The following is a 25690-nucleotide window of genomic DNA, read 5'->3' on the forward strand; positions in this document are numbered from 1 at the left end:
GCGAGGGAAGAGGGGTTAGGATCTAAAGTCCTAGCCCCTCTTCCTTTTTGTTCTCTGCTATGCTAAAGGAGGAAACAATCATGAAATCATCTACAGTCATCCATTTGGACGGATACCAGCTGTCCATCGAACAAGTCGCTGCTATTGCCAGAGAGCGTCTGCAAATCGAACTGGCGCCAGAAGCGATGGAAAGGGTCCGCCTCTCGCGTGCCATGGTCGAAGAGATGGTGAGCAGCCAACAGGTGGTCTACGGCATAACCACCGGCTTCGGCAAGTTTTCCGACGTGGTCATCCCTGCCGAGGATGTCAGCCAGCTGCAGGAGAATCTGATCATGAGCCATGCGTGCGGTATGGGGGAACCGTATCCGGCCGAAGTGGTCCGCGCGATGATGGCCTTGCGGATCAATGCGCTGGCCAAAGGCTACTCCGGCATTCGCGAGGATACGCTGCTCCTCTTGAAAGAGATGTGCAATCGCGGCGTCCATCCGATCATCCCGCAGCAAGGCTCACTCGGCGCTAGCGGCGACTTGGCTCCCCTGGCCCATATGGTGCTCGTCATGCTCGGAAAAGGAGAGGCGGAGTACCAGGGCAGCCGGATGCCGGGTCTTGATGCTCTGCACGCAGCCGGCTTGAAGCCTGTCCGTCTGGAAGCAAAGGAAGGGCTCGCCTTGATCAACGGCACCCAAGCGATGACGGCGCTGCTTTGCCTCGCGGTAACAGATGCGAAAATCCTCATCGAAAACGCAGATGTCGTGGCCGCGATGACAGTCGAAGCCCTGCACGGGATTCCCAAGGCGTTTGATCCGCAGCTCCACCTTGTCCGGCCTCATCCCGGTCAGCAGGAGTCTGCGCGGAAGCTGCTGGAACATCTGGCCGGAAGCGAGCGCACGACTGCCCAGGGAGCGCTGCGGGTTCAGGACGCCTACAGCCTGCGCTGCGTTCCGCAAGTTCACGGAGCGACTCGCGATGCCTGGGATTATGTGTACGCGGCCGTCACACGTGAATGCAACAGCGTCACGGACAACCCGATTCTCTTTTCGGAGACAGGAGATGTGATCTCGGGCGGCAATTTCCACGGTCAGCCGATGGCACTGGCTGCCGACTTTTTGGCGATTGCCATCGCGGAGCTGGCCAATATCTCGGAGAGACGGACCGAACGGCTGGTTAATCCGCAGCTCAGCGGATTGCCCGGCTTCTTGACCGAAAAAGGCGGCCTGCACTCCGGCTTTATGATCACCCAGTATGTGGCCGCATCCATCGTGTCGGAGAACAAAGTGCTCTGCCACCCTGCCTCTGTCGATTCGATCCCCTCCTCAGCAAATCAGGAGGACCATGTCAGCATGGGAACGACGGCAGCCCGAAAACTGCGGACGATTCTCTCCAACTCCGCGAAGGTGCTGGGGATCGAGTATCTGGCGGCTGCCCAGGCGATCGAATTCGGCAAAGGAAAACTGGGAGCGGGCACAGAGCAAGCCTATGCCAAAATCCGTCAGGCGATCCCCCCTCTCGCAGACGACAGGGAGATGCATCTCGATATGCGCAAGGCGGAAGAGCTAATTGCCGGCGGCTTTTTGGTCTCATAAGCAAGCAGGGACGGACAGCCCGATGGCACCCCGGATCATCCTCCCTCGGGAAGCCTTTTAACCTGAGGGAAGCACTGGTATGATAGAGAGAGAAAGACCATTTCGAACAAAAATGGCTTTGATGGACAAGGAGGCGTCCGCCATGTCGCGCACTCCCCGCCCGGAGACGATTCTGCTCTTCGATGGCGTCTGCAACTTCTGCCACGGCGCTGTTCGCTTTATCATCCCCCGGGATCCCCAGGGCCGCATTCACTTTGCTTCCCTGCAGTCGGATACGGGCAAGCAATGCCTCAAGAGCTATGGATTGCCGGCGGAAGCCCTGTCTTCCGTCGTCTTGATCGATCATGGGAGAGCGTATCTCCATTCCGATGCCGTGCTCCGCACGCTCAGGCTTCTCGCGGGAGGCTGGCCGCTTTTGTCAGCCGCCGGCCGTCTCGTCCCCAGGAGGCTCCGGGATCGCCTGTATCGCTATATCGCCCGCAACCGGTACCGTTGGTTTGGCCAGGCAGATGCCTGCCTGATGCCCACTTCCGAGATGCGGGCCCGATTCCTGGAGTAAATAAAAAAAGAGGCTGTGCCCTTGCGGCATTGCCTCTTTTTCATTTGATCTCTTGCTTAGATATTCTTTGTGATATTCAACTGGCTTGTGAACGCTTCTGTGCTCCGCTTCCGTTCCTTGCGCATCCGTTTGCGCTCCTCGGCCGTCTCGAACAGATAGCGTTCCTCCTCTGTCTCCGGCACAATCGGCGGCACCGGCGTCGGCTTGCCGTCCTCTCCGAGCGCCACGAACGTGAGGAAAGAGGTGGCGGTCAGCGTGCGCTCGCCAGTCTGCAAATCTTCCGAGATGATCTTCACAAATACCTCCATCGAGGATGTCCCCGCATAGGAGACAATCGCTTCGAGGCAGACGGAGTGACCCATTTTCACAGGAGATAAAAAATCTATGGAGTCCATCGAGGCGGTGACAACCGGACGGCGAGCATGTCTCATCGCCGCGATGGCAGCCACCTCGTCAATGTAAGCCATCATTTTGCCCCCGAACATCGTGCCGTGATAGTTGGTGTCCGAAGGCTGTACCAGGGAGGCTTGAATCGTACGGGATTCCGTTGTGGTCTTCGCTTTCATCTTCTTTGCTGCTCCTTTGCCAATCTACTAGAGATAACCCCGTCATCATATCATATCCGTTATCGTCGATCCAATACCGCGAGTTGCTGATGCTCCTGCCGGTGGAGCAGGTCCAGCGCCTTCTCCGCATCCGGCCCGAGGATGGCATGCAGCAACGGCAGATTCCACCGGTAGGCGGCTTTATACCCGCTCGGGGCAAAATGCTCGCCGTCCAGATGGCGGGCCGCCTGCCGCCTCTCGAGGCTGGCGCAGTAAAACTGCTCCAGATAATCGGTTCCCCACCGGGAAAAAGCGGCAGTCTCCTCGGTCAAGGCGGTGAGCAGGACCAGCTCCCCCGTATTGATCAGCTCCAGCGGATAGAGCTGGCAGCTAAACGGCTTGAGGGGAACCACCTCCACCCCCGCCTTCTCCGCATAGGCGTGAATCGAGCAGCCGTAGCGTCCGTTCATCTCTTTGTAAAAGAGGCAGTTGCCGTGCTCCATGCGAATTGTGCCGTAGCCGAAATACTTGTCCCAGATGCCCTCCGAGGCAAGGCTTTGCTGCTCCCGCTGCTTCCAGAACTGGCGGGCAATCGCTGCCGCTTCGCGATCCAAAAGGTCGGCCTGCCCATTCTCCATCGCGTAGGGCTGCCCCCCTTCGCAGCAGGTCTCGCGATGAACAAGGCGGCAATTGTCACAATCGAGATGAAATGGCCTGAGCAACGCCGGCAGGTCGAGCAGCACCCCTCCGAGCTGTATGAGAGAAGCCCGGTGTTTCTTGATGTACTTCCTGCAGGCATAGGCCTCTTTCTCCGTGATCGGATCGGAGGTTCCCATATAGCGAACCGCTTCCTGTTCGCTCATCGGGTCAAAATAAGCTCCGCTTCGGTCCCAAAGATGGAGAGGCGCCCCTCCCCGAATTGAGCCAGATTCTCTTCCTCAGCCGGAAGTTCCATCAGGATCTCGACGTCTCCCTCTCCCTGCGCTTCGATCCGCATGTACAAATCCTTTTCCCCGAATTCATTGTCCGACAGCCTCCATTCCTGCAGCTGGCCTGTCAGTTCGGTCACTTCCTCCTCTTCCTCATCTCCGTCCCACTGGGTGAACACCACGCCCAGCTGCTGCCCGGCAAAATGCTCCTCCAGTGTTTTCAGCAATTCGTCATGTTTATGAATCTCCAACATTTACCCCTCCACGCGTGTTGTCCTGTCTTTATCATACCAAATTCTTGGCCCGAGAAAACTCGGCTTCGCCATCTGACAAAAAAATCCGCCTCGTCACGAACAAGGCGGAATGTTGTTTGCTCTAGCTGACCTTGCTGATCATCTGGGCGAGCGCAAAATCTTTTCCTGTTAACCCCTGTGCTTCTTTGCTGGATACGGTGAAGGTGACCCTCTCCTGGTGAATGCGGATTTCTACATGACGGCTGTCTTGTTCCAACAGCTCGGCTACCCTGCCCACGAAGCTGATCGCCGCAGGAAAGTCACTGAACTGGTATGTGCGGGACAGCGCCATGGATTCCTCTCTCAATTGCCAGCCGGGAACTTTTCCTAGATACAGTTTGACTTGCTCCAGCGAAAGCTTGCTCATCAGCGCACCCCCATCCTCCCTCATCACTTGGTTTCCACCATCATATTCACGATGAGAACGGGTTAGTCACGCAAATCTGCGAATTCCGCTACTTTTTCCGCCCATTCTAGGCTTTGACCGCATAGAAAATCATCCGGGGGGAGCTCTCTCTTAGATACGGCTGGAATTGATAGTCGCCAAATGTCTGGATGGACGTAAATCCGGCCGCTTGCAGCATCCGGGTCATCTCTTCCAGCCTAAACAGGCGCACCTGCTCCTGATAGACACGCGGCTCCGCTTTTTCCGGATCGCTCACGACGATCCGCTTCTTGACAAAGCCATTTTCCAGCCACCGCTCTTCCTGGATCAGCAAACCTGCAGCCTCCTTCTGGGAAGACGGAACGAGATGGGCTTCCACATAGGCAGGATTGAGGTAGTCAATGACGACCTCGCCCCCTGCTTTCAGCGCATGGGCCATATTGGCAACCACGCGGGCGTTTTCTTCATCGGAAGAGAAATACCCGAAGCTGGTAAACAGATTTACGACAATATCGAACTCATCCCGAAACGGAATCTCTCTCATATCGTACTGAAAAAACTGAAGGTTGGGGAAAGGATTCCGCTCGTTTGCCAATTGAAGCAGCACAGGGGATAGATCCACCCCGACGACGTCATATCCCCTCCGAGCCAATGCGCGGGAATGACGTCCGCTCCCGCAGCAGAGATCGAGCACCCTGCCCTCCCGCTTGATCGGCAGCCGCTCCAGCAGATTGGCAATCTCTTTGTCTGCTGATGAATCGTCTCTGTGCTGATAGACCAGCACGTAATCTTCACGAAAACTCCGTTCGAACCATTCCTCTGCCATGTCTGTACTCCTTTGATTTCCAAGATGCACCTATTATACCACAGCCTATTTGGCCCAGACTCCGCTTTTCCGCCCGAAAATGTGCAAAGGGTGTGCGGCTTCAGCGTACCCGCGAGTAGAGGGCGATATCGTCCGAGACGGGCAGCCTGATTTCCCCCTCGGCCAGATCAAGCGGCTCCCACTTCATGCGCCGGCGGTCCCAGAGGTGATAGTGCAAACCGTCATCCGCCACCAGATACGGGCCAAAGGATCGGAGCTCGCCCCTCGACAGCGGGATCTCGCGCGGCTTCTTTCCGATGGGCCACCACATATACTGCGCCTTTTTCTCCTCATGCTCCCGTTTCAACACTGCATGACGTTGATCATCAGCCCAGACGACTTCCCCTTCTGCCGACCAGGATTCCCCCTGACGCGAGAGGTACCAGGTGGTCGTCTTTTGCTGCTCCTCTTTTGTATAATAGACGCCGTCCCGGCGCACCGTGATCGGCAATGCGGGGAAAGGCTCCCTGGGATGATGGACCAGCTCGCCGAAGCCATCCGTCCCCTCCAGGGCAAGTGTCTCCAGGCGATAGCTGCGCTTTTCCACCGCATAGCGATTCTTTTCGCCCGCCGGTTTCACGAAGAGCAGGTAGAGAGATCCCGCCTCACGATCGACGGCACTCTCCACTGCGGCAAATCCCGTATTCCTTTCATCGAAGAGCTGCTGCTTCTCACCGGTTGAGATGCGGTAGACGATTCCCGTCTTCTCCCCTGCGTAGAGGATGCGGTCATCATCGAGCCACTGGATCATCCGCTGCAGCCTGCTGCCTGCACTCGTACTGGTAAACGCCGGTTCCAGGAGAGTGGACGCCTGTCCTTTCTGCTCCAATACCAGGGCTACCCGTCTCCCTCCCGCAGATTCCGGACTCTTGCCGCGATCGATGATGCCGACATAGCTTTTGCGATCCGGAGAAAAGATCAGCTGCTGGTAAAAGGAATCATAAGGGCTAAAGCCGACGACTTTACTCTCCGGATACGCCAGCCAGGAGCGCTTTTCCTTTTTGTAGAGCGAAACATAGCCGTACTCCTCGGGGAGATAATTGCCCGACCGCGACAAGAGCGAGGTCAAATTGAGAGCATTCCCTCTGATCTGGCTGACATTCAGGGAGATTGTCCGCTCGTCCAGCCATACAGCCGGATAGCCGTTGACTGACATCCCGGCCTCTTCCTCTTTGATCATCGGCTCGGAGAAATGCAGCTCGATTTGGTTCAGCCCCTCGGTGAGATACAAAGCAGTGGAGTCTCTGCTTTCCGGCATGACCATGAGGGCTCCCTCGCTCTTCCCTGGCCGTATCGAGAGGGCAAGCGGATCCATCCGCTTGAGCGTGATCGTCGGAATATTGCCAAAACGAAAGCCGAACTGGTCCCGGACTCCCGAAAAGTACATCGACAGTTGATAATTTCCTTTGGACACCTCACGGGCCGAGGTGCTGTAATTGACATCGCCGATGAGCTCCACCTGCGACAAAAAGCCCTCGGCCGCTTCCAGAGATTGGCTGGTCGCGACATCAATATGGATATAGGCATCTTCCGAATGAATGCCGAGCTGGATAGCCTGTTTTGGCATTTTTGACTTTTCAAACTCCACAACCGGCCGACGATTCTCATGGTCCTGCTGGCCGATCACCAACCGCTGAAACGCTCGTTCAAACGCTTCCCGCTCGCCTGCCTGCACGGTCCGGGCCGTCTCCTCCGCCCGGCGAGACTGGTAGACGTCCTTCAGCACCCCTACGGCAGCCATGCAAATCGATCCGAGGATAACAAGCAGCAGCCACCTCTTCACATCAACGCCCCCTGGATTTCTCCCTTTTCAGACTATTATACATCACCCAAGTCACCAGCCATCAGAAAACTTGGCGGGTAGCCCCGTCCCCTCGTCGGGAAAAGAAACCTCCCAAGCGGCGGAATCGACTGCCTGCATGGGAGGATAGCATGTTACCGGCGAAATGATCTGCCCAGCTTGATTTTCTCCGCGACGCGAGCGAGCACGACCTCCACGGAAGCGGTGTCTTCGACGACGTCGTACTCGTTGATATTGATGCGCAGGACCGGGCAGGTGGAGAATTGGCTGATCCACTCCTCGTATCGGTTGTACAAATCCCGCCAATACTCGGTCGGTGTCTGCTGCTCCATCGGCCGTCCCCGCTCACGGACCCGCTCGATGATATCCTCGAAGCTGCCTTCCAGATAAATCAGCACATCGGGATGGGGAAAGTACGGGGTCATGACCATGGCTTCGAACAACTGCGTATATGTATGATAATCCTCTTTTGTCATATGGCCCTGCTCAAACAGCATGCGGGCAAATATCCCGGTATCCTCGTAAATCGAACGGTCCTGGACAAAGCCGCCCCCGTATTCAAACATCCGCTTCTGTTCCTTAAACCGCTCAGCGAGGAAAAATACCTGCAAGTGAAAGCCCCAGCGGGAGAGATCCTCGTAAAACTTCCCCAGGTACGGGTTGTTATCCACTTTCTCTACAGATACGCGAAAGCCGAGCAAATCAGCCAGAGCGTAGGTGAAGGTGGACTTGCCTACCCCGACGGTCCCGCCGATGGTGATCACCGCATTGCTGGGTATCCCGTATTTTTCGCGAAGATGGCTATTTTTAAAACCTGACATGAACGTAACCCCTATCTACCAAATAATCAATTGCAGCCTTGTCCGGCCTATTCTTTGCGCAAAGCATCCATATACGGCTGGATTTGTTTCAACACCCCTTGGAGATCTTCCGGCCGATGGACGAAATCCAGGTCGTCGCACTGAAGCTTGATCACGGGAATATGCGGATGGCGCTGTTCAAACGCTTCCATAAATTCGTTGTAGTCGGCGATCAGATTCTCCATGTAGCCCACATCCATGTTCCGTTCCACATCGCGGTCGCGCATGGCGATCCGCTTCATGACGGTGTCGATGGATGCTGTCAGATAGATCACCAGATTAGCTTCAGGCAAGCCTTCGGTGAGGATGTCGTAAATGCGCAGGTACTTGGGCAAGTTCTCCCCATCCAGCGTCCGTCTGGCAAAGATCGTATTCTTGAAAATATTATAATCCGCTACGACCGAAACGCCCTGACGCAAATAGTCCCGATGGATGTCCTGCAGCTGCTTGTACCGGTTGCAGAGAAAAAACATCTCCAGCTGGAAGCTCCATTCGGCAATATTTTCATAAAATTTGCCCAGGAATGGATTCTCGTACACGATCTCTTCCAGTAAATTCAATTCAAAGGCCTTGCTCAATTCCCGGGACAGCGATGTTTTGCCAATGCCAATCGGTCCCTCAATCGTCACGAAAATAGGCTTCATATAGTCTTACAAATCCTTTCCCAGATATGAGAGCCTCCATATTGTAGCATGGAAATCAGGGTTTTGTCGAAAAGATTCGGATAATGTCAAACAACAGGGAAACCGCTGCTCCTGGCAGGAGGCAGCGGCTTTTGGGGCGAGCCGCGGACAGCGGGCGCTTCCTTTTCTTGCAAAAACTAGGTGAAATACTCGATCCTGGCTTGGGGAAACAGCCGGGCGATTTCTTTTTCCAGATGGTCCCTCAGCGCCTTGGCCTGCGGGTCGGGGTAGACGTACTTGCCCCTTCCGTATTTTCCCCATTTGTACTTTCGCTCTTCCTCGTTCATTTCCAGCTTGGTCTTGGGATACCGCTGCAGAATCAGCTTTTTGGCCACCTTGGTGAAGCGATGCTGAATCAGCTCAAAGGTGAGGTCTTCCATCGCCTCCGGAACCAGCTGATCGCGGAGCCGCTCCAGCAGATCGGTATAGCCCTCCTCCCAGCCGTCGAACCAGTAGAGAGGGGCGAGGATAAAGCCGAGCGGGTAGCCGGCTTTGGCCACCTTTCCGGCCGCTTCCAAACGCTCTTCAAACGAAGAGGTGCCCGGTTCAAAATGCTTGATCACGTAATCCGCATTCATGCTGAAGCGAAAGCGGGTGTGCCGGTTGTGTCTGGCGTCCAGCAGCGAATCCACATGGTGGAACTTGGTCACAAAACGAAGCCTTCCCAGCGGCTGCTCCCCCATGAATTCGATCGCGCGGCGCAGATTGCCGGTGATGTGCTCAATGCTGACCGGGTCTGACGTACAGGCCGCTTCAAAACGGGTGATCTCCGGTTCCCGCTCGCGGATGTAAGCCTCCGCTTGCCGAAAAATGTCATCCGTATTGACGTAGACGCGGATGTAGGGCTTGGTCCCGATATTGGTGTTCAGGTAGCAGTAGTGGCAATGAGCGGCACAACCGGTCGCCAGCGGGATGGCGTATTCCGCGGAAGGCTTCGATTGCTCGAATTTGAGCGTCTTGCGGACACCGACGACCAGCGTTCGTTTGGCGTTGCGGTACTTCTCCACATCGGTCTCGCCGGGAATGCCCCGCACCTGGTTGTGGCTGGTGGTCATCTGAATCGGAATTCCCTGCTTCTGGTAGCGTTCGTACAGCTCCCGGCCCAGCGGATACTGGAGCGCATCCGGCTCAAAGAAAACAAGATCCGGCTGAAACAGTTTGGAGTCGCGGGCAGCGGCAGATTTTGGCGCATCCACTAGCGTCGTTGCCATGGTCCATCCCCCCAGCAGTAGTATCCCCCCTTTTACCCGGGACCCGCCGCAGGGGAAACTTTGAAACTTTGGCGCTGTCCTCAGCCTCATCAGAGCCGCGCTTTGAACATCCGCAGCCACTCCAGGGCCTGCTCCCGCTCTTCCGCCGGCACCTGCAGGATGTAGACATGGCTCATTTTGCGCGTCTTTCGGAACAGCAGTCTCACGTGGATGCCCCTGCGCTCCAGGTAATGTCTGTACTCTTGGGCCACTCTGGGCAGTCCGTACGACTCATGTATCGTCACCCATTTGATCCACATCTCCGGAAAACCGTCCTTCCCTGGCTTTATACGATACCATAAGCGAGCAGAGACGTTCCCGTTCCCCCAGACAAGGGAGAAAATCTGCCATTTTCCGCATCGATAATATGTTGGCAGCACGTAAGGGGAAAAACAAAAAACCCGGAGCTCCTGCCTGTTGCCACAAGCAATTCACCCCGGGTTTTGCCACTTTTTTATAGAAGCGGGTAAAGTCAGTCCACGACCGCCCAGTGATTCGTCGGACCATGCCCTTCGCCGATCTGCGGAGCGGTTTGAATCGCCGCCACGATAAAGCGGTTGGCCTTCTCTACCGCCTGGACGAGCGGCGTCTTTTTGGCCAGCTCGGCAGTCAGCGCCGCCGAAAACGTGCAGCCGGTTCCGTGGGTATGGCGCGTCTGGATTCGGCCATGGGCCATCTCGTAGAAATCACGTCCGTCGAAGAGGATATCCACGATCGCATCGCCTTGCAGATGGCCCCCCTTCATCATCACATGGCGGGCCCCCAGCTGATGGATCGCCCGCGCTGCCTCCCTCATCTGCTCAGGGGTAACGATCTGAAGCCCGCTCAAGCATTCCGCTTCCGGCAGGTTGGGCGTCACCACCTCGGCCAGCGGCAGCAGATGGCGCTTGAGAGCCGCGATGGCTTCATCCTGAAGCAGCTTGGCGCCGCCCTTTGCGATCATGACCGGATCGACGACCAGCTTGTCCAGCCCAAATTTTTTGATCTCCCCGGCGACCGCTTCGATAATTTCGGCGTTAAAGAGCATCCCCGTTTTGGCCGCTTCCGCCCCGATATCGCTCAAGACTTCGCTTATTTGCTGGACGACCGCTTCCGCGGGCAGCGGATACACGCCTGCGACGCCCTTCGTATTTTGCGCCGTGATCGCCGTGATCGCGCTCGTGCCGTATACGCCGAGCTGGTGAAAGGTTTTCAGGTCCGCCTGAATGCCCGCTCCTCCCCCGCTGTCAGAACCGGCGATGGTCATTGCTTTGGCGATAGTTGTCATGTTCTCTCCTCCTGTCCCACTCTATCTGATACGAGTATATCATCAGCTCCTGTCGTTCGGTATACTGGGGATGTATCATCGCGTCAGAGAAGGGGTTGAAATCATGTCTTACCGCGTTTTTTACTGGCTGACCGTCTTGCTTCCGCCGATCGTCATTGGCGGTTTTGAATTTGTGCGCCATGATTTTCTGCTTCCCTACCTCTCTATGGAAACGGGAAATGTGTACATCACGATCTTGACGCTGGTGCTTTCGTTTCTCTTCGCCAACTGGATGTTTCGGAAAATTGACCGGATGAATGCCAAAATCGTCGAAGAGCAGGCCCGGCGAGCCGTCTACGAGGAACGGGAGCGGCTGGCCAGAGAGCTTCATGACGGGATTGCGCAATCCCTGTTTTTCCTCAACGTCAAACTGAAGCAAGGCCAACTGGAAGAAGCCCGCGGCGCCGTATCCGCCATCGACAACCACGTGCGCCAAGCCATTTTCAATCTGCGCTCGCTTCCCGAGGAAGGCAGCAGTCTGAAGCAGCGGCTGGAAAAGTGGCTGAGCCAGTGGTGCGCCCTCTCCGGTGTGGATCTCACCCATGAGATCGAGGTGCCTGATGGCTTCTTTTCCCCTGCCGAGGAGGTCCAGCTGTTCGGGGTGATCCAGGAAACCTTCGCCAATATCCAGAAGCACGCGGCGGCGGGGCACGCCTGGCTGAAGCTGAAAGCAGATCAAGCCACGGGCAGCTGGCAGCTCTCCATCGAAGACGATGGCGTCGGGATTCGCCAGACGGGCACGGAAGCCAATAAATACGGATTAAAAATGGTCAGGGAACGGGCCAAGCAAGTAGGCTCCGTCATCGAGATAACAGGAAGGGCAGAAGGCGGAACACTGATACGCCTGACGTCAGACAGAGGAGGAGGAAGTCAATCATGAACGCGTATCGCGTCTTGATCGCAGATGATCATCCGATGGCACGGATGGCCATTCGCAGCCTGCTGGAGCAGGACCCGTCTTTTGAAGTGGTCGGAGAAGCGACGAACGGAGAGGAAGCCTACCGGATGTGCGGCGATTTGCAGCCGGATCTGGTGCTGATGGATATCAGCATGCCGCGGTGGACCGGTCTGGAGGCTACCCGGGAAGTGAAAAAGGCCTACCCGCATATCAAAGTCGTGATCCTCAGCGTCTCGGACGACGTCGGCGATCTGATTACCGCCATTCAGTTCGGAGCCCAAGGGTATCTGCTGAAAAATCTGGAGCCGGACGACTGGATTACCTACCTGCATGCGCTGCTCGGAGAAGACAGTGAGCTCTCCCGAGAGATGGCGGCCCGCCTGTTCACCCGCTTCCGGCGGGAAGAGAGCATGGACGAGCCGGTTCCCGACATTTTGACCCCTCGCGAGCGTGAGATCGTCATGTATGTAGGCGCCGGCAAGACCAACAGAGAAATCAGCGATGCCTTGATCATCGCCGAAAACACCGTAAAAAATCACATCAAGAACATTCTGGAAAAGCTGCAGCTGGTCAACCGGGTCCAGCTCGCCGCTTATGCCGTCCGCCACCACCTGGTGCTGAAAACCAATGACGAGCACCACTAAATAAGGCGCAGCCGCCATATTTTTTCTTTCTGCAGGGACAGGTGAACCCATTCGCCTGTCCCTGCATATGTTAGGCCACAAAAGGGCAGTTGATTTTTTTTGGATCAAATATTGCCCTAGGAAAACTTTTTTCCCCTCGGAAAATACTGTTGCACCATCCCATTTTTCTGTGGTAATGTTTCCTTAGTGCAACTTTTATGCGTGAGGGTAAAATAATTGAGGAGGGACAATCATGAAAGTTACATATCTACAAAACCTGAAGGGATCGCTATGCGTCATTGCAGCTGCAGCCTTGCTTTTGGCCGGGTGCGGCGCGCAGACGGAACCGCCGGATACCGCACCTGCCACGGCCTCTGCCTGGAAAGTGACGGCCACCACAGGGATGGTAGCAGATATCGTCAAGGAAGTCGGCGGCGAGCATGTCGAAGTGACCCAGCTGATGGGCGCAGGCGTGGACCCCCATCTGTACAAAGCGTCGCAGGGGGATATCAAACGCATCGACGAAGCGGATCTGATCTTTTACTCCGGTCTCCACCTGGAAGGAAAGCTCGTCGACATCTTCGAAAAAATCGGTGCCAAAAAGCCGGTAAAAGCAGTGACCGCCGGCATCCCCAAAGAATTGCTGCTCGCCGATCCAGCTTCGCCCGACAACCCGGACCCACACGTCTGGTTCGACGTCACCTTGTGGATGAAAGCCGTCGAACAGGTCCGGAACGATTTGAGCCAATTTGACGCCGCCCATGCCGCCGCCTATCAGGCGAATGCGGATCGCTATCTGGCAGAACTGAAGGAGCTGGATGAGTACGCCCGCGCCCAGCTCGGGGCGATCCCGCAGGAGAGAAGAGTGCTGGTCACCGCTCACGACGCCTTTCAATACTTCGGCCGGGGCTATGACGTCGAAGTCATGGGTCTGCAAGGCATCAGCACAGCGTCGGAGTACGGCCTGAAGGATGTGCAGCACCTGGTAGACACCCTGGTCGAACGCAAAATCAAAGCGGTCTTCGTGGAATCATCGGTGCCCGCCCGCTCGATCGAAGCCGTCGTCCAGGGAGCGGCCGCCAAACAGCATACGGTCTCGATTGGCGGCGAGCTGTTTTCCGACGCGATGGGTGAGCCGGGGACCCCCGAGGGCACCTACATCGGAATGATCCGCCACAATGTTGATACGATTGTGAATGCGCTGAAATAAGCCAAATCGGTGTGATAGGAGGAAACCGCATGATGACGGATACAGTCGCTGTCCCCTTGCAGGTGCGCGACCTGACTGTCGCCTATCAGAAAAAGCCCGTCCTGCGCAATGTGAACCTGCGCGTCCCGGAAGGCAAGCTGATCGCGATCGTCGGTCCCAACGGAGCCGGGAAATCGACTCTGATCAAAGCCGTACAAGGGCTGATCCCCGCCGCTTCCGGCACGGCCGAGATTTACGGCAAACCCTTTGCCCAGCAAAGAAAGCTCGTCGGCTACGTGCCCCAGCGTGAATCTGTTGACTGGGATTTTCCCACGGATGCACTCGATGTCGTCTTGATGGGCCGGTACGGACGGCTCGGATGGTTCCGCCGACCGGGAAAGGCAGACCGGCAGTTCGCCATGGAATGCCTGAAAAAAGTCGGCATGGCCGATTACGCCGACCGGCAGATCAGCCAATTGTCCGGCGGACAGCAGCAGCGGGTCTTTCTCGCCCGCGCCCTGGCGCAGGAAGCGCAGCTTTACTTTATGGATGAACCGTTTGCGGGCGTGGATGCCTCCACGGAGAGGGCCATCATCCAGCTCCTGGGCGATCTGAAAAAACAGCAAAAAACAGTCCTCGTCGTGCACCACGACCTGCAGACTGTCGCGGAATATTTTGATTGGGTGGTCCTGCTCAACAGGAGAATCATCGCAGCCGGTCCCGTCCAGGAGACCTTTACGGCGGAAAATCTGCAAAAGACCTACGGCGGCAGGCTGCAGATCCTGGGCAATCAGGTGCTGCTCGCCAACAGCGGTCCCATCGGAGAGGATGATGCCACGTGAGTATCCTCTATACCCTGCAAGATCCCAATACGAAGTGGGTGCTGATGGGCTGCATCATGCTCGGCATCAGCAGCGGCGTACTGGGGTGCTTCGCCTTCCTGCGCGGCCGCTCGCTCGTCGGAGACGCGCTGGCCCACGCAGCGCTCCCTGGCGTCTGCATAGTGTATCTCCTGACGGGCTCCAAATCCATCGGCCTGTTTTTGATCGGAGCCGGTGTGGCCGGACTCTTGGCCACCTACAGCATCACGGCCATTTCCCGCTATAGCCGGATCAAGGAAGACACTTCGCTGGCGATCGTCCTCTCCGTCTTCTTCGGCATCGGGATTGTGCTTTTGACTTTTATCCAGCACAGCGCGAGCGGCAATCAGAGCGGCTTGGATAAGTTTCTGTTCGGCCAGGCTGCTTCACTAGTGCACGGCGATGTGATTACCATCATGAGCGTCGCTAGCGTGCTTCTTCTGCTCACGACTCTGCTGTTCAAGGAATTTGCCCTGCTGTCGTTTGACCCCGGCTTTGGGCGCGGACTGGGCTATCCGATGGGACTTCTGGACGGCCTCTTGATGCTGATGCTGCTCATGTCTATCGTAATCGGGCTGCAGGCTGTCGGAGTGGTGCTCGTCGCGGCGATGTTGATCGCGCCCGCCGTTACGGCCCGGTACTGGACGGACAAACTGAGCCGGATGGTCTTTTTGTCAGGCTGTTTCGGCGCGCTGAGCGGAGTCCTGGGCACGTTGATCAGCACGCAGCAAGAAAATCTGCCCACAGGCCCGACCATTGTCTTGTCGGCCACCTGCTTTTTCCTGTTTTCGCTCCTCTTCTCCCCTCGGCGCGGCATACTCGCCCGCCTGTACCGCTTTGTGAAGTTGCGCAACAAGGTACTGGTGGAGGATGTCATGCAATCCTTGTACGAAAGCCTCGAGGAGCTGGCGAGCCGTACGCGTGTCGGCGGGGTGTATCTCGGCATCAGCGAAGACGAGATCGCGAGGAAGAGCGGGAAGTCGCCCGCACAGGTAAAAAGGGCGCTGGCGGAGCTGAGGCGCAGGAAGTGGGTGGTGGAGCGTGAAAAGGCGGAGGGTCAGGCGGCCTGGACATTCACCTCTGAAGGGATGAAAGCGGCCTATCCGTTCATCCTCAACCAGCGCTTGTGGGATCTGTACCACATGACGCAGAATCAATACCTTCATGTACAAATCGATCAAAGCCGGGAAGAGCTCGCTCCCCAGCTCACCGATGAGGTCCTGGCGCAAATGCTGGCGCAGCTGGAGGCCTACGACTTAACGCCCAGGCTGACAGAAAGCACGCCGCTCTATCCCATGACCGGAAACAATCAGGGAGGTGTGCCACTGTGAATGCGCTCTGGATTATCCTGACAGGCTCTCTCGTAGCCGCCTCCTGCGGCTTTCTCGGCTGCTTTCTCATTCTGCGCCGGATGGCGATGCTGGGAGACGCGATCAGCCACGCCATTCTGCCGGGCATCGTGATCGCCTTTTTGCTCAGCGGCAGCCGCGATATCATGCCGATGCTGATCGGTGCTGCCGTCGTCGGTCTGATCACCGTGCTGATCGTCCAGCTCCTCAGCCATCACGGCGTGAAAACCGATGCCGCGATCGGCGTGACGTTTACCGCCCTGTTTTCCGTCGGCGTCATCCTCGTCTCCCTGTTCACGGCACAGGTCGATCTCGATCTCGATTGTGTCCTGTACGGCGAGATTGCCTATGTCCCCTGGGATACCTGGCAATGGGCGGGCATCGACATGGGGCCGCGTGCGGCCTGGGGCGTCGGCGGTGTCTTTCTGCTCAGCCTGCTGGTTATCGGGCTGTTTTTCAAACAGTTCAAGCTGTGCAGCTTTGACCCGGCTCTCGCGGCAGCCATCGGCATTCCCGTCGTCTTTTTCCACTATCTGCTGATGACCCTGGTGTCGCTGACGACGGTCGCCGCCTTTGAAAGCGTAGGGGCAATCCTGGTGGTGGCCATGCTGGTCGTCCCCAGCGCCACCGCCTACCTCTTGACCGACAAGCTGCACCGCATGCTGTGGATCAGCATGGGAGTCGGGGTGCTCTGCGCGGTATTCGGCTATGCTCTCGCCTCGTGGCTGGACAGCTCGATAGCCGGCGCGATGACGGGCGTGTCCGGATTGCTGTTTCTGCTCGCCTTTCTCCTCTCGCCGCGGCACGGCTTGGTCACGCGCGCATGGACACGGCGCAAAATAAAAGTAAGCGAACCAGCATAAAAGGCCATCCCGCAGCCTGCCTGATCGGCTGAGGGATGGCCCTGCAAAAAACTATTGCAGACTGGGCAGACGGGCATCCTCCTGACCGTCCCTGCCAAGCAGCACCATGACAGCGGCTCCGAGCAAGAGAGCTCCCAGTATTTCCACAAACAGCCCGCGAATTTTTGCCAGCAAACCAACTTCCTCCTCTTCCTTGCCCACATCTCGCTTGTCCTTTATCAGTCTATGCCTAATTTACCACATTTCTACATCGCTTGGATAAAAAAGCGCCATCGTGGATGCGCTATCTAGGACGAGTATCGCTTTTTTTCCAGTTGATTCCGTTCTATAATACGGAGACAGGGAGGTGATGAAGTGCCAGCAGATGATAAGCTCCTGACAGACACCGATACGATTTGCAGTACGCAAAGCATCGATCCGGAAAAAGTAAACCGCCTGAGACCCCGCATGCGGGAGACCGATGGAGTAGCTACGATCTTCAAGGCGCTGGCCGACGACACGAGAGCAAAGATTATCTATGCGCTCGCGCTGGAAGGCGAGTTATGCGTCTGTGACGTGGCCCATACCATCGACAGTACCATTGCCAATACCTCCCACCATCTGCGCCTCTTGCGCAATATGGGACTGGCCCGTTACCGCAAGGAAGGAAAGCTGGTTTACTACTCTCTCGATGATGACCATGTGCGCCACTTGATCCTGACAGGCGTCGAGCACGCCGCCGAACAAAAACGCCAGAATTCGTAACACCCGGAGCCGCTACCCCCTTTCCCCTATAGCTCCGGGCTTTTGCCCACACGCATCAAAAGCAGATCCGCGCTCAGCTCCCATTCGCTTTCATGCCTATTCCCTGCAGCAGACAGCACCGTGCAATTCACCGCTAGTCTTTCTGATTCCAAAGGAGGTGGCCAGCCTTCCTGCCATGATCGCTCGCGTTTGACGTAGCCACTGGTTCAGAGCCCACTCTCGCCAAAAGGAGGCGTCATGTATGAATCAGCCGGATATCAGCAATATGGATGTATGTGTCAAAGATGCGATGGAGGCAGCCCTCGACAAGAATCGCGGCCCGGCAGACCCCACCGATTTCGGGGATCTGTACACGCGGCTTACGGCTGCAGAGGGAAAAATCCCGCCGCTCTATCGGGACCGCGTCTATCAGCCGTTCGTAAAGACACTCGACGAGCTCTCTGAAAAAGGCTTCAACGAGCTGCTGCGCCGCGATCCCCGGCGCGAACAGGCTGCCGGCCTCTTGCTGGATATTGCGCAAGCGATCCTGCAAAACGGAGAGGGGTACGAAGAGACAGCCACTGACGCCTTTCAAGAGGTCGTCAGCGACTTGTACGACGGCTATCTCAGCGCAGCAGACCGGAAAGGCATCAAGCCGCCGGACCTGAGCGTGACCGCCCCCTTGGTCAAATGGGGACGGCCGGAGTACGGTCCTTACACCTGGACGATCGGTGCCGCCTCACACTTCGGTCTGGCGTCGGGCATCGTCAACCTTCCCCCTTCCCATGCCAGATGCGGTCTTCTCGGCTGGTCAGCCCTCAGCCATGAAACAGCCGGACATGACATCCTGCACGCCGACACGGGTCTGCTCAAAGAACTGGCGCTCACGATTCGCGAGCGGCTGTTGAAAGAGAATTTTTCCGCGAATCTGGCCAACTATTGGTCGCAGCGGGCAGATGAAACCGCTTCCGATGTGATGGGCATCCTCCATATGGGACCTGCTGCCGGCATTGGACTGATCGGCTACTTCCGCGGTTTGAATGGCGCTTGGAGCGGCAAGCCAGTGCTGCGCAATACAGGACCGGAGCATGCGCCGCATCCGGTGGATCTGCTGCGCGGTTATCTGGCCGCCGGAGTAGTGCTGCTCCTCCATTTTGACCAGGCCGACAGCTGGGCTGACGCGATCCTGGCGGAAACGGACAAGGATCTGACCGCCATACAGCTAGGGAGACACAGCATCGACGCAGACACCGCCAGACGCTCTGCCGCCGTGGTCGCCCAAGCGGTAGCCGAATCCCCTCTGAAAAGTCTAGAGCAGCATGCGCTCAGCCAGATTCAGAACTGGCGAAACGAAGACGAGGAGATTGCCGATCAAATTCGCATGCATCTGTATACCGGCTCCGACCTGCATGAATGCCACGTCTCCGGCATGTATGCGGCGCATGTGGTAGCCGCTTGCGTCACCAGCGGGCTGGAAAAAGGAGCAGACGTTCCCCGAATCTTTGAGGGTATGCTCACCCTGCTCAAAGCGATGCATGACGCCAACCCTTCCTGGGGCCCACTCTATGTCAACCATCCTGGCGACCTCATCTTGCACCGCGCTTACCAGATACCTGGCAGAGAACAGGTGGCTGGCTGAGCAGCCGAGCCGCTGCCCTCGCAGCGGCTTATATTTTCTCCGATATTCAAATATATACTTGAATGTTGTTTTTTATTTGGTATACTTTTCCTAACAACACCGTGAAAAGAGTGATTGATATGCGTTCTGTTGAGGCAGTCATGCCGACATACGCAATATCATCTGGGCCACCGGGTTTCGGATGAGCTACGACTGGATTCAGATACCGGGGGCTGTAGACAACCAGGGAAATCCTTTGCACGAGCGCGGAGTCTCCCCTGTGCCTGGGCTTTATTTCCTCGGACTGCCCTGGCAATCCCGGCGGTCATCCGCACTCATCGGCGGGGTGGGCGAGGATGCCTCATTTTTGCTCGCGGCCATTCGCCATCGAGTCCATTCGCCGCAACAAAAAAACTCCTGACACTTGGTCAGGAGTTTTCGCTGTTCATCCGATTGTCCGATGTGGCTCGCGATACTCTTTCTTCGCTGATTAATCTTCCAGCGTGGACAGATCGCCGGTGGGAAGACCCAGCTCCCACGCCTTCAGGACGCGGCGCATGATTTTTCCAGAGCGCGTCTTCGGCAGCTTGTCCCGGAATTCGATTTCCCTCGGTGCAGCATGTGCCGCCAGTCCTTCTTTTACGAACTTGCGGATATCGTCCATCAGCTCTTCGCTTGGCTCGTAGCCAGCACGCAGCGAGATAAACGCCTTGATGATCTCTCCGCGCACCGGATCAGGCTTGCCGATGACGCCTGCTTCCGCCACAGCCGGATGCTCGACCAGCTTGCTTTCCACTTCAAATGGACCGACCCGCTCGCCGGAGGTGTTAATCACATCGTCTACGCGGCCTTGGAACCAGATGTAGCCGTCTTCATCCTTATAAGCGGAATCTCCGGATACGTACCAGCCCGGGAAACGGAAATACTCATCGAATTTCGCTTGGTTGTTCCAGATTTTTCTCATCATCGCCGGCCATGGAGTGCGGATGGCGAGGTTCCCCATCCGATTCGGCGGCAGCTCATTGCCCTGGTCGTCGATAATCGAAGCGTAAATGCCAGGGAAGGACTTGCCCATGGAGCCCGGCTTGATCGGCAGGCAGCGGAAGTTGGCGACGATATGTCCACCCGTCTCCGTCATCCACCAATGATCGTGGATGCGCTGGTTAAAGACGCGCATGCCCCAGTAGACGACTTCCGGGTTAAGCGGCTCACCCACGCTGAGAACATGGCGGAGGGACGAGAGGTCGAATCTCTTCACGATCTCGTCGCCCGCCCCCATCATCATGCGGAAAGCGGTCGGGGCGCTGTACCAGATCGTTACCTTGTACTTCTCAATCGTCTCATACCAAGCCTCGGGCGAAAAGCGTCCGCCGCGAATGACATTAGTCACGCCGTTCAGCCACGGAGAGAAGATGCCGTACGATGTACCGGTCACCCAGCCAGGGTCAGCCGTACACCAGAATACATCGTCCTCCTGGAAATCGAGAACCCATTTCCCTGTCTGCAGATGCTGAATCATCGCATTATGGACGTGGAGAACTCCTTTCGGTTTGCCTGTGGAGCCAGAAGTATAGTGCAGGATCATCCCGTCTTCGCGGTCGACCCACTCGATCTCAAAATCGGAGGATGCTTCGCTCATGGCCTTTTCATAGCTGATCTGCCCTTCTTCCAGCTCGCCCTCCGCACCTACGACGATGACGTGCTTGAGATGAGGCAAATCTTTTACAGGCACGCGCGGCAACAGCGCCGGTGTCGTTATGATCGCGACGGCTTCGCTGTCTTCCAGACGGTCGCGCACCGCTACTTCCATGAATGCTTCGAACAGCGGTCCAATAATGGCGCCGACCTTCAATATTCCAAAAAAGCTCACGTACAATTCAGGAGAGCGCGGCATAAAGACGAATACACGGTCGCCTTTGGCGATCCCCAGATTGCGGAGGACATTGCCGAATTTGTTGGACAATTCGCTCAACTGTGCAAAGGTGTAACTTTCTTCTCTTTTGCCGTCACTGAAAAGGAGTGCAGTTTTATCCTTGCGTTCTGTCAAAAGATGTCGATCCAAGGCTTCGTACGCCATGTTTACCTTGCCGGTTTCGTACCAGGTAAACTGCTTTTCCACTTCCGCCCAATCGAAGTTCGCATAAGCTTCCTCGTAGTTTTCCAGGTTGTTTTTACCCTCTGCGGGCATAATCATTTCTACTTTCATTACCTCTCACTCTCCTTGTGCAGCTAAAGGCTCATTAAAAAACATAACTTTCATAACAATTCTTCACTTTCTGACTTATTCCTCCTACCAAAACCTACTTATTCTATCGGGCCCCAAATCCTTTATAATAGAGTCTAGAAAAATCATATGCGGAGGTGAGATCCGGGATGACCTGGATTTTCTTTTCTTTTCTCGTCGTTGTCCTCTTTGCTCGCGCCTACCGCAATACATTCCATGTAAACGCGACCCAAGTCAACCTGGAGCTGACGCCTTCCGATCGGTTGCCGCATGCGGACCGGCATGCGCCGCTGTCGATCTTGCATCTCTCGGACTTGCACATGGAAAATTTGTCGATTAAAGCGGAAAACATCGTCCGCGATTACGCCGAACAACCAATCGACCTGATTGCGATTACGGGCGACCTGCTGGATCGCCATAAAAATATTCCTAAAGCCGTTCGTTATGTAGAGACGGTGATGTCTCTGCAGCCGAAGCTCGGCACTTTTGTCGTCTTGGGCAACCATGATTACTTGCTTCCCCTGCCGAAGCTGGCCCAGCTTACGACTGAACTGAAGCGGATCGGCTGCAAGGTACTGGTGAACGAAAATATGACCGTCGATTTCGAAGGCATGCCTCTTCACATTATCGGCGTGGACGATTACGCCACCCGCCGCAGCGATTTGCGCAAAGCGTTTCACGGCGTGCCGGAGGAAGGGCTTCGTCTGGTCTTGACCCACGATCCCAATGTCGTTTTAGAAATGGAGAACTATCCGTATGACTACCTGTTGTCCGGACATTTCCACGGCGGCCAGATTCACTGGCCAAAGCCGTTTCATCTCGTCAAGATGGGCCGTCTGCCCAGACTAAGCATGGTCAAAGGTCTTCACGAGTACCACGGCCGTCCCTTTTATATCAGCGAAGGCCTGGGACAGACTGGTTTGAATATCCGCTTGCGCTCTCGTCCGGAGATTACGATGCACACCTTGGCGCCAGCCGCGCACTTCGCGCTGGCCCATTCGCATCGGGGTTCCTCGGCCGCAGCGGAGGGCACAGCCGTGCCCGTGCACGCCCTGCCGACAGCAGAATCGGCGACCTGCACCGTGGCGATCGATTAAGGTATAATAGGCACATCGGACGACTGGGACGAGGTGCGTTAGCATGAACAAGCATTGGTATCAAAAGACAGAACAGATTCGGCAGGCTACTGGCCTGCCCATTTCCTGTTTGACCGGGAGCGAAGAAGCGGTCGGCAAGCAGTGGCTTGAGCTGGAGAGTTCCGGCTGGGAGACGGTCGTGATCGTCGGCACGGCCGAGGAGATGTGCCGAATCGCCATCCTCGGCCAGGCCTGGCCGGAGGCGTCCCGTGCGCTGCTCTCCCTCTTTTTCGATGCTCCCGTCCGCGCCAACAACCAGCCGCTGAAAGCGCGGCTGACGGAGTGGCTCTCCAAGGTGGCGGCCGGACAGCCCGCCCCGCCGCCAGAGGGACTGGATATGCAGTGGCCGTGGCAGGAGCCGAGACAGCCATTTCTGCTCGAACGCTCTCACGAAGACGCTGCTTCTCTCTGGTCTTCCCTCTTGCCCATTCTGCGCGACTTTTTCCAGGGGGTATCCCCTTCTCATTTTATCCTGCAGCCGTCTTGCTTATTGCTGGCCGTTCCCGTCTCCTCATTGGGAAAAGCGCTGGATCCAGAGGCCCGGATGGAATGGGCCTTTAGCTTGCATGATCTGATCTCGACGGAATGCATGGAAAATGTCCGCGTGATCGCCGGAGAGCCGATCGATCAGCCCGCGCTGATGGGGTTGGCGGTCAGCAAATGCGTGGCGCTGCTTGAGGCCCTGCGCAAGTATCGGCCCAAGACGATGGTAGCCTGTACAGAGGACTATCCGCTGGAGCGGTGGATCACCCAGCTCCCGCCTGAGACGGTTGCCACCCTGCGGCGCTCTCTCGAAGCGATGATGCCCCTGCCTGCGCTGAACGCGGAGCAGGCGGAGACGCTGGAGGCTTTTTTTTCGCAACATTTAAACAGCAGCGAAACGGCCCGTCAGCTCTTCCTGCACCGCAGCACCCTCATCTACCGCCTGGACAAACTGACCGAACAGACGGGGCTGGACCCCCGGCGATTCTCCGAGGCCGTCCTGCTCCAACTGCTGCTACTCTTTCGTCAAAAATGAGGAACGCTTTCATACAAAATGACGATGGAGGCCGCTTGCCCAGGCTGCTACGATATGGATACAGCAGAGAAGATTGAATCGGTGAAAAATTCTGGCGGAGGCAGGGGATACTGTATGGCTAGAGTCTATTTGGAACATCTTTATAAAAGGTACGCAGGCGATGTGGTCGCCGTGAATGACTTTCATCTGGAGATCGAGGACCGCGAATTCCTCGTGCTGGTCGGTCCCTCCGGCTGCGGGAAGTCGACAACGCTGCGGATGATCGCCGGGCTGGAAGAGATTTCGGAGGGGAATCTCTACATTGGCGACCGCCTGGTGAATGATGTGGCCCCCAAGGATCGGGATATCGCGATGGTTTTCCAGAGCTATGCCCTCTATCCTCACATGAACGTCTATGAAAACATGGCGTTCGGCCTGAAACTGCGCAAGTTTTCCAAAGCGGAGATCGATAAGCGGATCCAAGAGGCAGCGCGCATTCTGGACATCGGCCATCTCTTGGATCGGAAACCGAAAGCGCTTTCCGGCGGGCAGCGGCAGCGTGTCGCCCTCGGGAGAGCGATCGTCCGGGAGCCGCAAGTCTTCCTCATGGATGAACCTCTGTCCAACCTGGATGCCAAGCTGCGCGTCCAGATGCGCACGGAGATCCTCAAGCTTCACCAGCGCTTGAACACCACGGTCATCTATGTCACGCATGACCAGACCGAAGCGATGACGATGGGTGACAGGATCGTCGTGATGAAGGACGGCATCATCCAGCAGGTAGCGACCCCGACCGACATCTACAACCACCCGGTCAACCAGTTTGTCGCCAGCTTTATCGGTTCGCCCGCCATGAATCTGGTTAAAGGGCGGATCGTCGAAAAAGGAGAGCAGCTTGCCTTTGAAGCTCCTCACATGCACGTCAGCTTCCCGCCGGACAAAGCGGCTGTCCTCAGAGAACGCGGCTACCTGAACAAAGAGGTCACTTTCGGGATCCGTCCGGAGGATATCTACAGCGATCATCAGTTTATGGAAGCCAACCCGTTTGACAGCTCGATCGAGGCGGTCATCGACGTCGTGGAAAACATGGGCTCCGAACTGTACGTCTACTTTACCAATGTGGGAGATACGCAAATGGTCGCCCGCGTCGACGCCCGCGAAGGATTGAAACCGCGCATGACTGTCAAGCTGGGCATGGATTTGTCCAAATGCCATGTATTTGACAGTGAAACAGAAATGGCGGTATTCTAGGAGCGTGAAAGGCAAAAGGAATGTCCCTGCCGACATTCCTTTTTCTATTGGAGTACGGATGAGCAGATTCCCGCCAGAAGGGATACGGAGAGGAAGAGAACAGATGCCATACAAAATTGTGTTTTTTGACATCGACGGCACGCTGCTGAACACGGCTCACAAAATTCCAGATGATGCCAAAGCAGCCATCCGCGAACTGCGGGCAAATGGGGTGCTGGTAGCCATCGCCACGGGACGGGCCCCTTACCATCTGAAGCCGATCGCAGACGAGCTCGAGATCGATACCTACGTCAGCTTTAACGGCTCCTATGTCGTGGCCCAAGGCAAGCGGATCCACCACACGCCGCTTCCAGCCGAGACGCTGGCCCGGCTGGAAGCGGCGGCGAGCGCAAACCGCCATCCGATGGTCTTTCTCGGACCGGAGGAATGTTATGCCAATCAGGCAGATCACCCCGAGGTCATTGACTCGTTTCATTATCTGCGGCTGTCTCCCCCGGCCCACCATCCCCGCTATTGGGAGAATGCGCCGATCTATCAAGCATTCCTCTACTGCAAGGAGCAGGAGGAAAAGACGTATATGACCGATGCCCACCCGGTCTCCTATGTCCGCTGGCATCAAAATGTACTGGATGTGCTCCCCCCGAGCGGCTCCAAAGCCCGCGGCATCGAAGCGGTGCTTCGCCATTACGGGCTGACCCCGGCGGAAGCGGCCGCATTCGGCGACGGCCTCAACGACAAAGAGATGCTATCCTTTGTCGGGATGGGAATCGCGATGGGAAACGCCCACGAGGAGCTGAAGCCGCACGCCCGTCAGATCACGAGACATGTGGATGACGGCGGCATTGCCTACGGCTTGCGTGAGCTGGGCATCCTCTGATGGTCTCTGCTAGAAACTGACAG

General features: G+C 56.6%; 27 protein-coding genes and 1 pseudogene. 15 read left to right on the forward strand and 13 right to left on the reverse strand.

Features of this window, described 5'->3' with window-relative positions; translation table 11 throughout:
* The first annotated feature begins 80 nt into the window (after positions 1 to 80).
* On the forward strand, positions 81 to 1583 hold the full coding sequence (hutH, locus tag JD108_RS13815) for a histidine ammonia-lyase (protein ID WP_198826640.1): 1503 nt from the start codon (positions 81 to 83) through the stop codon (positions 1581 to 1583).
* 142 nt (positions 1584 to 1725) lie between these two features.
* The gene (locus JD108_RS13820) at positions 1726 to 2142 is read left to right on the forward strand and encodes a thiol-disulfide oxidoreductase DCC family protein (protein WP_198826641.1); all 417 of its coding nucleotides are present in this window, start codon (positions 1726 to 1728) and stop codon (positions 2140 to 2142) included.
* Positions 2143 to 2198: 56 nt separating this feature from the next.
* On the opposite strand, the gene JD108_RS13825 is transcribed toward JD108_RS13820, so the two are convergent.
* From JD108_RS13825 to thiD, 11 genes are all read right to left on the reverse strand, one after another.
* On the reverse strand, positions 2199 to 2708 hold the full coding sequence (locus JD108_RS13825) for an acyl-CoA thioesterase (protein WP_198826642.1): 510 nt from the start codon (positions 2706 to 2708) through the stop codon (positions 2199 to 2201).
* 59 nt (positions 2709 to 2767) lie between these two features.
* Complete coding sequence (locus JD108_RS13830) at positions 2768 to 3550, reverse strand: DUF3109 family protein (protein WP_198826643.1); 783 nt, start codon at positions 3548 to 3550, stop codon at positions 2768 to 2770.
* Positions 3547 to 3870 carry a hypothetical protein gene (locus tag JD108_RS13835; RefSeq protein WP_228728145.1) on the reverse strand — a complete coding sequence of 108 codons (324 nt, stop codon included), beginning with the start codon at positions 3868 to 3870 and terminating at the stop codon, positions 3547 to 3549. Before JD108_RS13835 ends, JD108_RS13830 begins: the two co-directional genes overlap by 4 nt.
* Before the next feature lie 121 nt (positions 3871 to 3991).
* Positions 3992 to 4276 (reverse strand): 4a-hydroxytetrahydrobiopterin dehydratase, encoded by a 285-nt coding sequence (locus JD108_RS13840; protein WP_198826644.1) that lies wholly within the window; start codon positions 4274 to 4276, stop codon positions 3992 to 3994.
* 106 nt (positions 4277 to 4382) lie between these two features.
* Entirely contained in the window at positions 4383 to 5120 is a 738-nt protein-coding gene (locus JD108_RS13845) for a class I SAM-dependent methyltransferase (protein WP_198826645.1), read from the reverse strand.
* Positions 5121 to 5220: 100 nt separating this feature from the next.
* A complete protein-coding gene (locus JD108_RS13850) occupies positions 5221 to 6942 on the reverse strand; it encodes a hypothetical protein (RefSeq protein ID WP_198826646.1) in 1722 nt (573 codons plus the stop codon).
* Between the two features lie 152 nt (positions 6943 to 7094).
* Positions 7095 to 7781: a deoxynucleoside kinase gene (locus tag JD108_RS13855; protein WP_198826647.1), complete on the reverse strand. Its 687-nt coding sequence runs from the start codon at positions 7779 to 7781 to the stop codon at positions 7095 to 7097.
* 47 nt (positions 7782 to 7828) lie between these two features.
* Complete coding sequence (locus JD108_RS13860; protein WP_198826648.1) at positions 7829 to 8464, reverse strand: deoxynucleoside kinase; 636 nt, start codon at positions 8462 to 8464, stop codon at positions 7829 to 7831.
* A 176-nt stretch (positions 8465 to 8640) separates the two neighbouring features.
* Positions 8641 to 9714 carry a spore photoproduct lyase gene (splB, locus tag JD108_RS13865; RefSeq protein ID WP_198826649.1) on the reverse strand — a complete coding sequence of 358 codons (1074 nt, stop codon included), beginning with the start codon at positions 9712 to 9714 and terminating at the stop codon, positions 8641 to 8643.
* Between the two features lie 89 nt (positions 9715 to 9803).
* Positions 9804 to 10013, reverse strand: coding sequence for a hypothetical protein (locus JD108_RS13870; RefSeq protein ID WP_198826650.1), 210 nt, complete (start codon positions 10011 to 10013; stop codon positions 9804 to 9806).
* A 212-nt stretch (positions 10014 to 10225) separates the two neighbouring features.
* Positions 10226 to 11020 carry a bifunctional hydroxymethylpyrimidine kinase/phosphomethylpyrimidine kinase gene (thiD, locus tag JD108_RS13875; RefSeq protein ID WP_198826651.1) on the reverse strand — a complete coding sequence of 265 codons (795 nt, stop codon included), beginning with the start codon at positions 11018 to 11020 and terminating at the stop codon, positions 10226 to 10228.
* A 103-nt stretch (positions 11021 to 11123) separates the two neighbouring features.
* On the opposite strand from thiD, the gene JD108_RS13880 reads away from it, so the two are divergent.
* The 6 genes from JD108_RS13880 to JD108_RS13905 all read left to right on the forward strand — a co-directional run bounded on the left by JD108_RS13880 (position 11124) and on the right by JD108_RS13905 (position 16841).
* Positions 11124 to 11939: a sensor histidine kinase gene (locus JD108_RS13880; protein ID WP_198826652.1), complete on the forward strand. Its 816-nt coding sequence runs from the start codon at positions 11124 to 11126 to the stop codon at positions 11937 to 11939.
* Complete coding sequence (locus JD108_RS13885) at positions 11936 to 12601, forward strand: response regulator (RefSeq protein WP_198826653.1); 666 nt, start codon at positions 11936 to 11938, stop codon at positions 12599 to 12601. The genes JD108_RS13880 and JD108_RS13885 overlap by 4 nt, the downstream gene beginning before the upstream one ends.
* 232 nt (positions 12602 to 12833) lie before the next feature.
* Entirely contained in the window at positions 12834 to 13790 is a 957-nt protein-coding gene (locus JD108_RS13890; RefSeq protein ID WP_198826654.1) for a metal ABC transporter solute-binding protein, Zn/Mn family, read from the forward strand.
* Between the two features lie 29 nt (positions 13791 to 13819).
* Entirely contained in the window at positions 13820 to 14611 is a 792-nt protein-coding gene (locus JD108_RS13895) for a metal ABC transporter ATP-binding protein (RefSeq protein WP_198826655.1), read from the forward strand.
* Entirely contained in the window at positions 14608 to 15960 is a 1353-nt protein-coding gene (locus JD108_RS13900) for a metal ABC transporter permease (RefSeq protein WP_198826656.1), read from the forward strand. The genes JD108_RS13895 and JD108_RS13900 overlap by 4 nt, the downstream gene beginning before the upstream one ends.
* Positions 15957 to 16841: a metal ABC transporter permease gene (locus JD108_RS13905; RefSeq protein ID WP_198826657.1), complete on the forward strand. Its 885-nt coding sequence runs from the start codon at positions 15957 to 15959 to the stop codon at positions 16839 to 16841. Before JD108_RS13900 ends, JD108_RS13905 begins: the two co-directional genes overlap by 4 nt.
* Before the next feature lie 51 nt (positions 16842 to 16892).
* Here the strand turns inward: JD108_RS13905 and JD108_RS22600 are convergent, their stop codons facing one another.
* Positions 16893 to 17015, reverse strand: a complete 123-nt coding sequence (locus tag JD108_RS22600; RefSeq protein WP_267459274.1) for a hypothetical protein — start codon at positions 17013 to 17015, stop codon at positions 16893 to 16895.
* 180 nt (positions 17016 to 17195) lie between these two features.
* On the opposite strand from JD108_RS22600, the gene JD108_RS13910 reads away from it, so the two are divergent.
* The 3 genes and pseudogenes from JD108_RS13910 to JD108_RS22360 all read left to right on the forward strand — a co-directional run.
* A complete protein-coding gene (locus tag JD108_RS13910) occupies positions 17196 to 17585 on the forward strand; it encodes an ArsR/SmtB family transcription factor (RefSeq protein ID WP_228728146.1) in 390 nt (129 codons plus the stop codon).
* 241 nt (positions 17586 to 17826) lie between these two features.
* Positions 17827 to 19203, forward strand: coding sequence for a hypothetical protein (locus JD108_RS13915; protein ID WP_198826658.1), 1377 nt, complete (start codon positions 17827 to 17829; stop codon positions 19201 to 19203).
* Positions 19204 to 19357: 154 nt separating this feature from the next.
* Positions 19358 to 19603 (forward strand): annotated as a pseudogene (locus JD108_RS22360) (NAD(P)/FAD-dependent oxidoreductase); the annotation flags it as partial.
* Between the two features lie 69 nt (positions 19604 to 19672).
* On the opposite strand, the gene acsA reads toward JD108_RS22360, so the two are convergent.
* On the reverse strand, positions 19673 to 21388 hold the full coding sequence (gene acsA, locus JD108_RS13920) for an acetate--CoA ligase (RefSeq protein ID WP_198826659.1): 1716 nt from the start codon (positions 21386 to 21388) through the stop codon (positions 19673 to 19675).
* Between the two features lie 167 nt (positions 21389 to 21555).
* Between acsA and JD108_RS13925 the strand changes: the two genes are divergently transcribed.
* The 4 genes from JD108_RS13925 (at position 21556) to JD108_RS13940 (ending at position 25667) form a co-directional block, all read left to right on the forward strand.
* Positions 21556 to 22503, forward strand: coding sequence for a metallophosphoesterase (locus tag JD108_RS13925; RefSeq protein ID WP_198826660.1), 948 nt, complete (start codon positions 21556 to 21558; stop codon positions 22501 to 22503).
* Between the two features lie 43 nt (positions 22504 to 22546).
* Positions 22547 to 23560 carry a PucR family transcriptional regulator gene (locus JD108_RS13930; protein ID WP_198826661.1) on the forward strand — a complete coding sequence of 338 codons (1014 nt, stop codon included), beginning with the start codon at positions 22547 to 22549 and terminating at the stop codon, positions 23558 to 23560.
* Positions 23561 to 23674: 114 nt separating this feature from the next.
* Positions 23675 to 24790 carry an ABC transporter ATP-binding protein gene (locus JD108_RS13935; RefSeq protein WP_198826662.1) on the forward strand — a complete coding sequence of 372 codons (1116 nt, stop codon included), beginning with the start codon at positions 23675 to 23677 and terminating at the stop codon, positions 24788 to 24790.
* 103 nt (positions 24791 to 24893) lie between these two features.
* Positions 24894 to 25667: a Cof-type HAD-IIB family hydrolase gene (locus tag JD108_RS13940; protein WP_198826663.1), complete on the forward strand. Its 774-nt coding sequence runs from the start codon at positions 24894 to 24896 to the stop codon at positions 25665 to 25667.
* The last annotated feature ends 23 nt before the right edge of the window (positions 25668 to 25690 follow it).

The sequence above is a fragment of the Brevibacillus composti genome (assembly GCF_016406105.1).
Classification (GTDB): domain Bacteria; phylum Bacillota; class Bacilli; order Brevibacillales; family Brevibacillaceae; genus Brevibacillus; species Brevibacillus composti.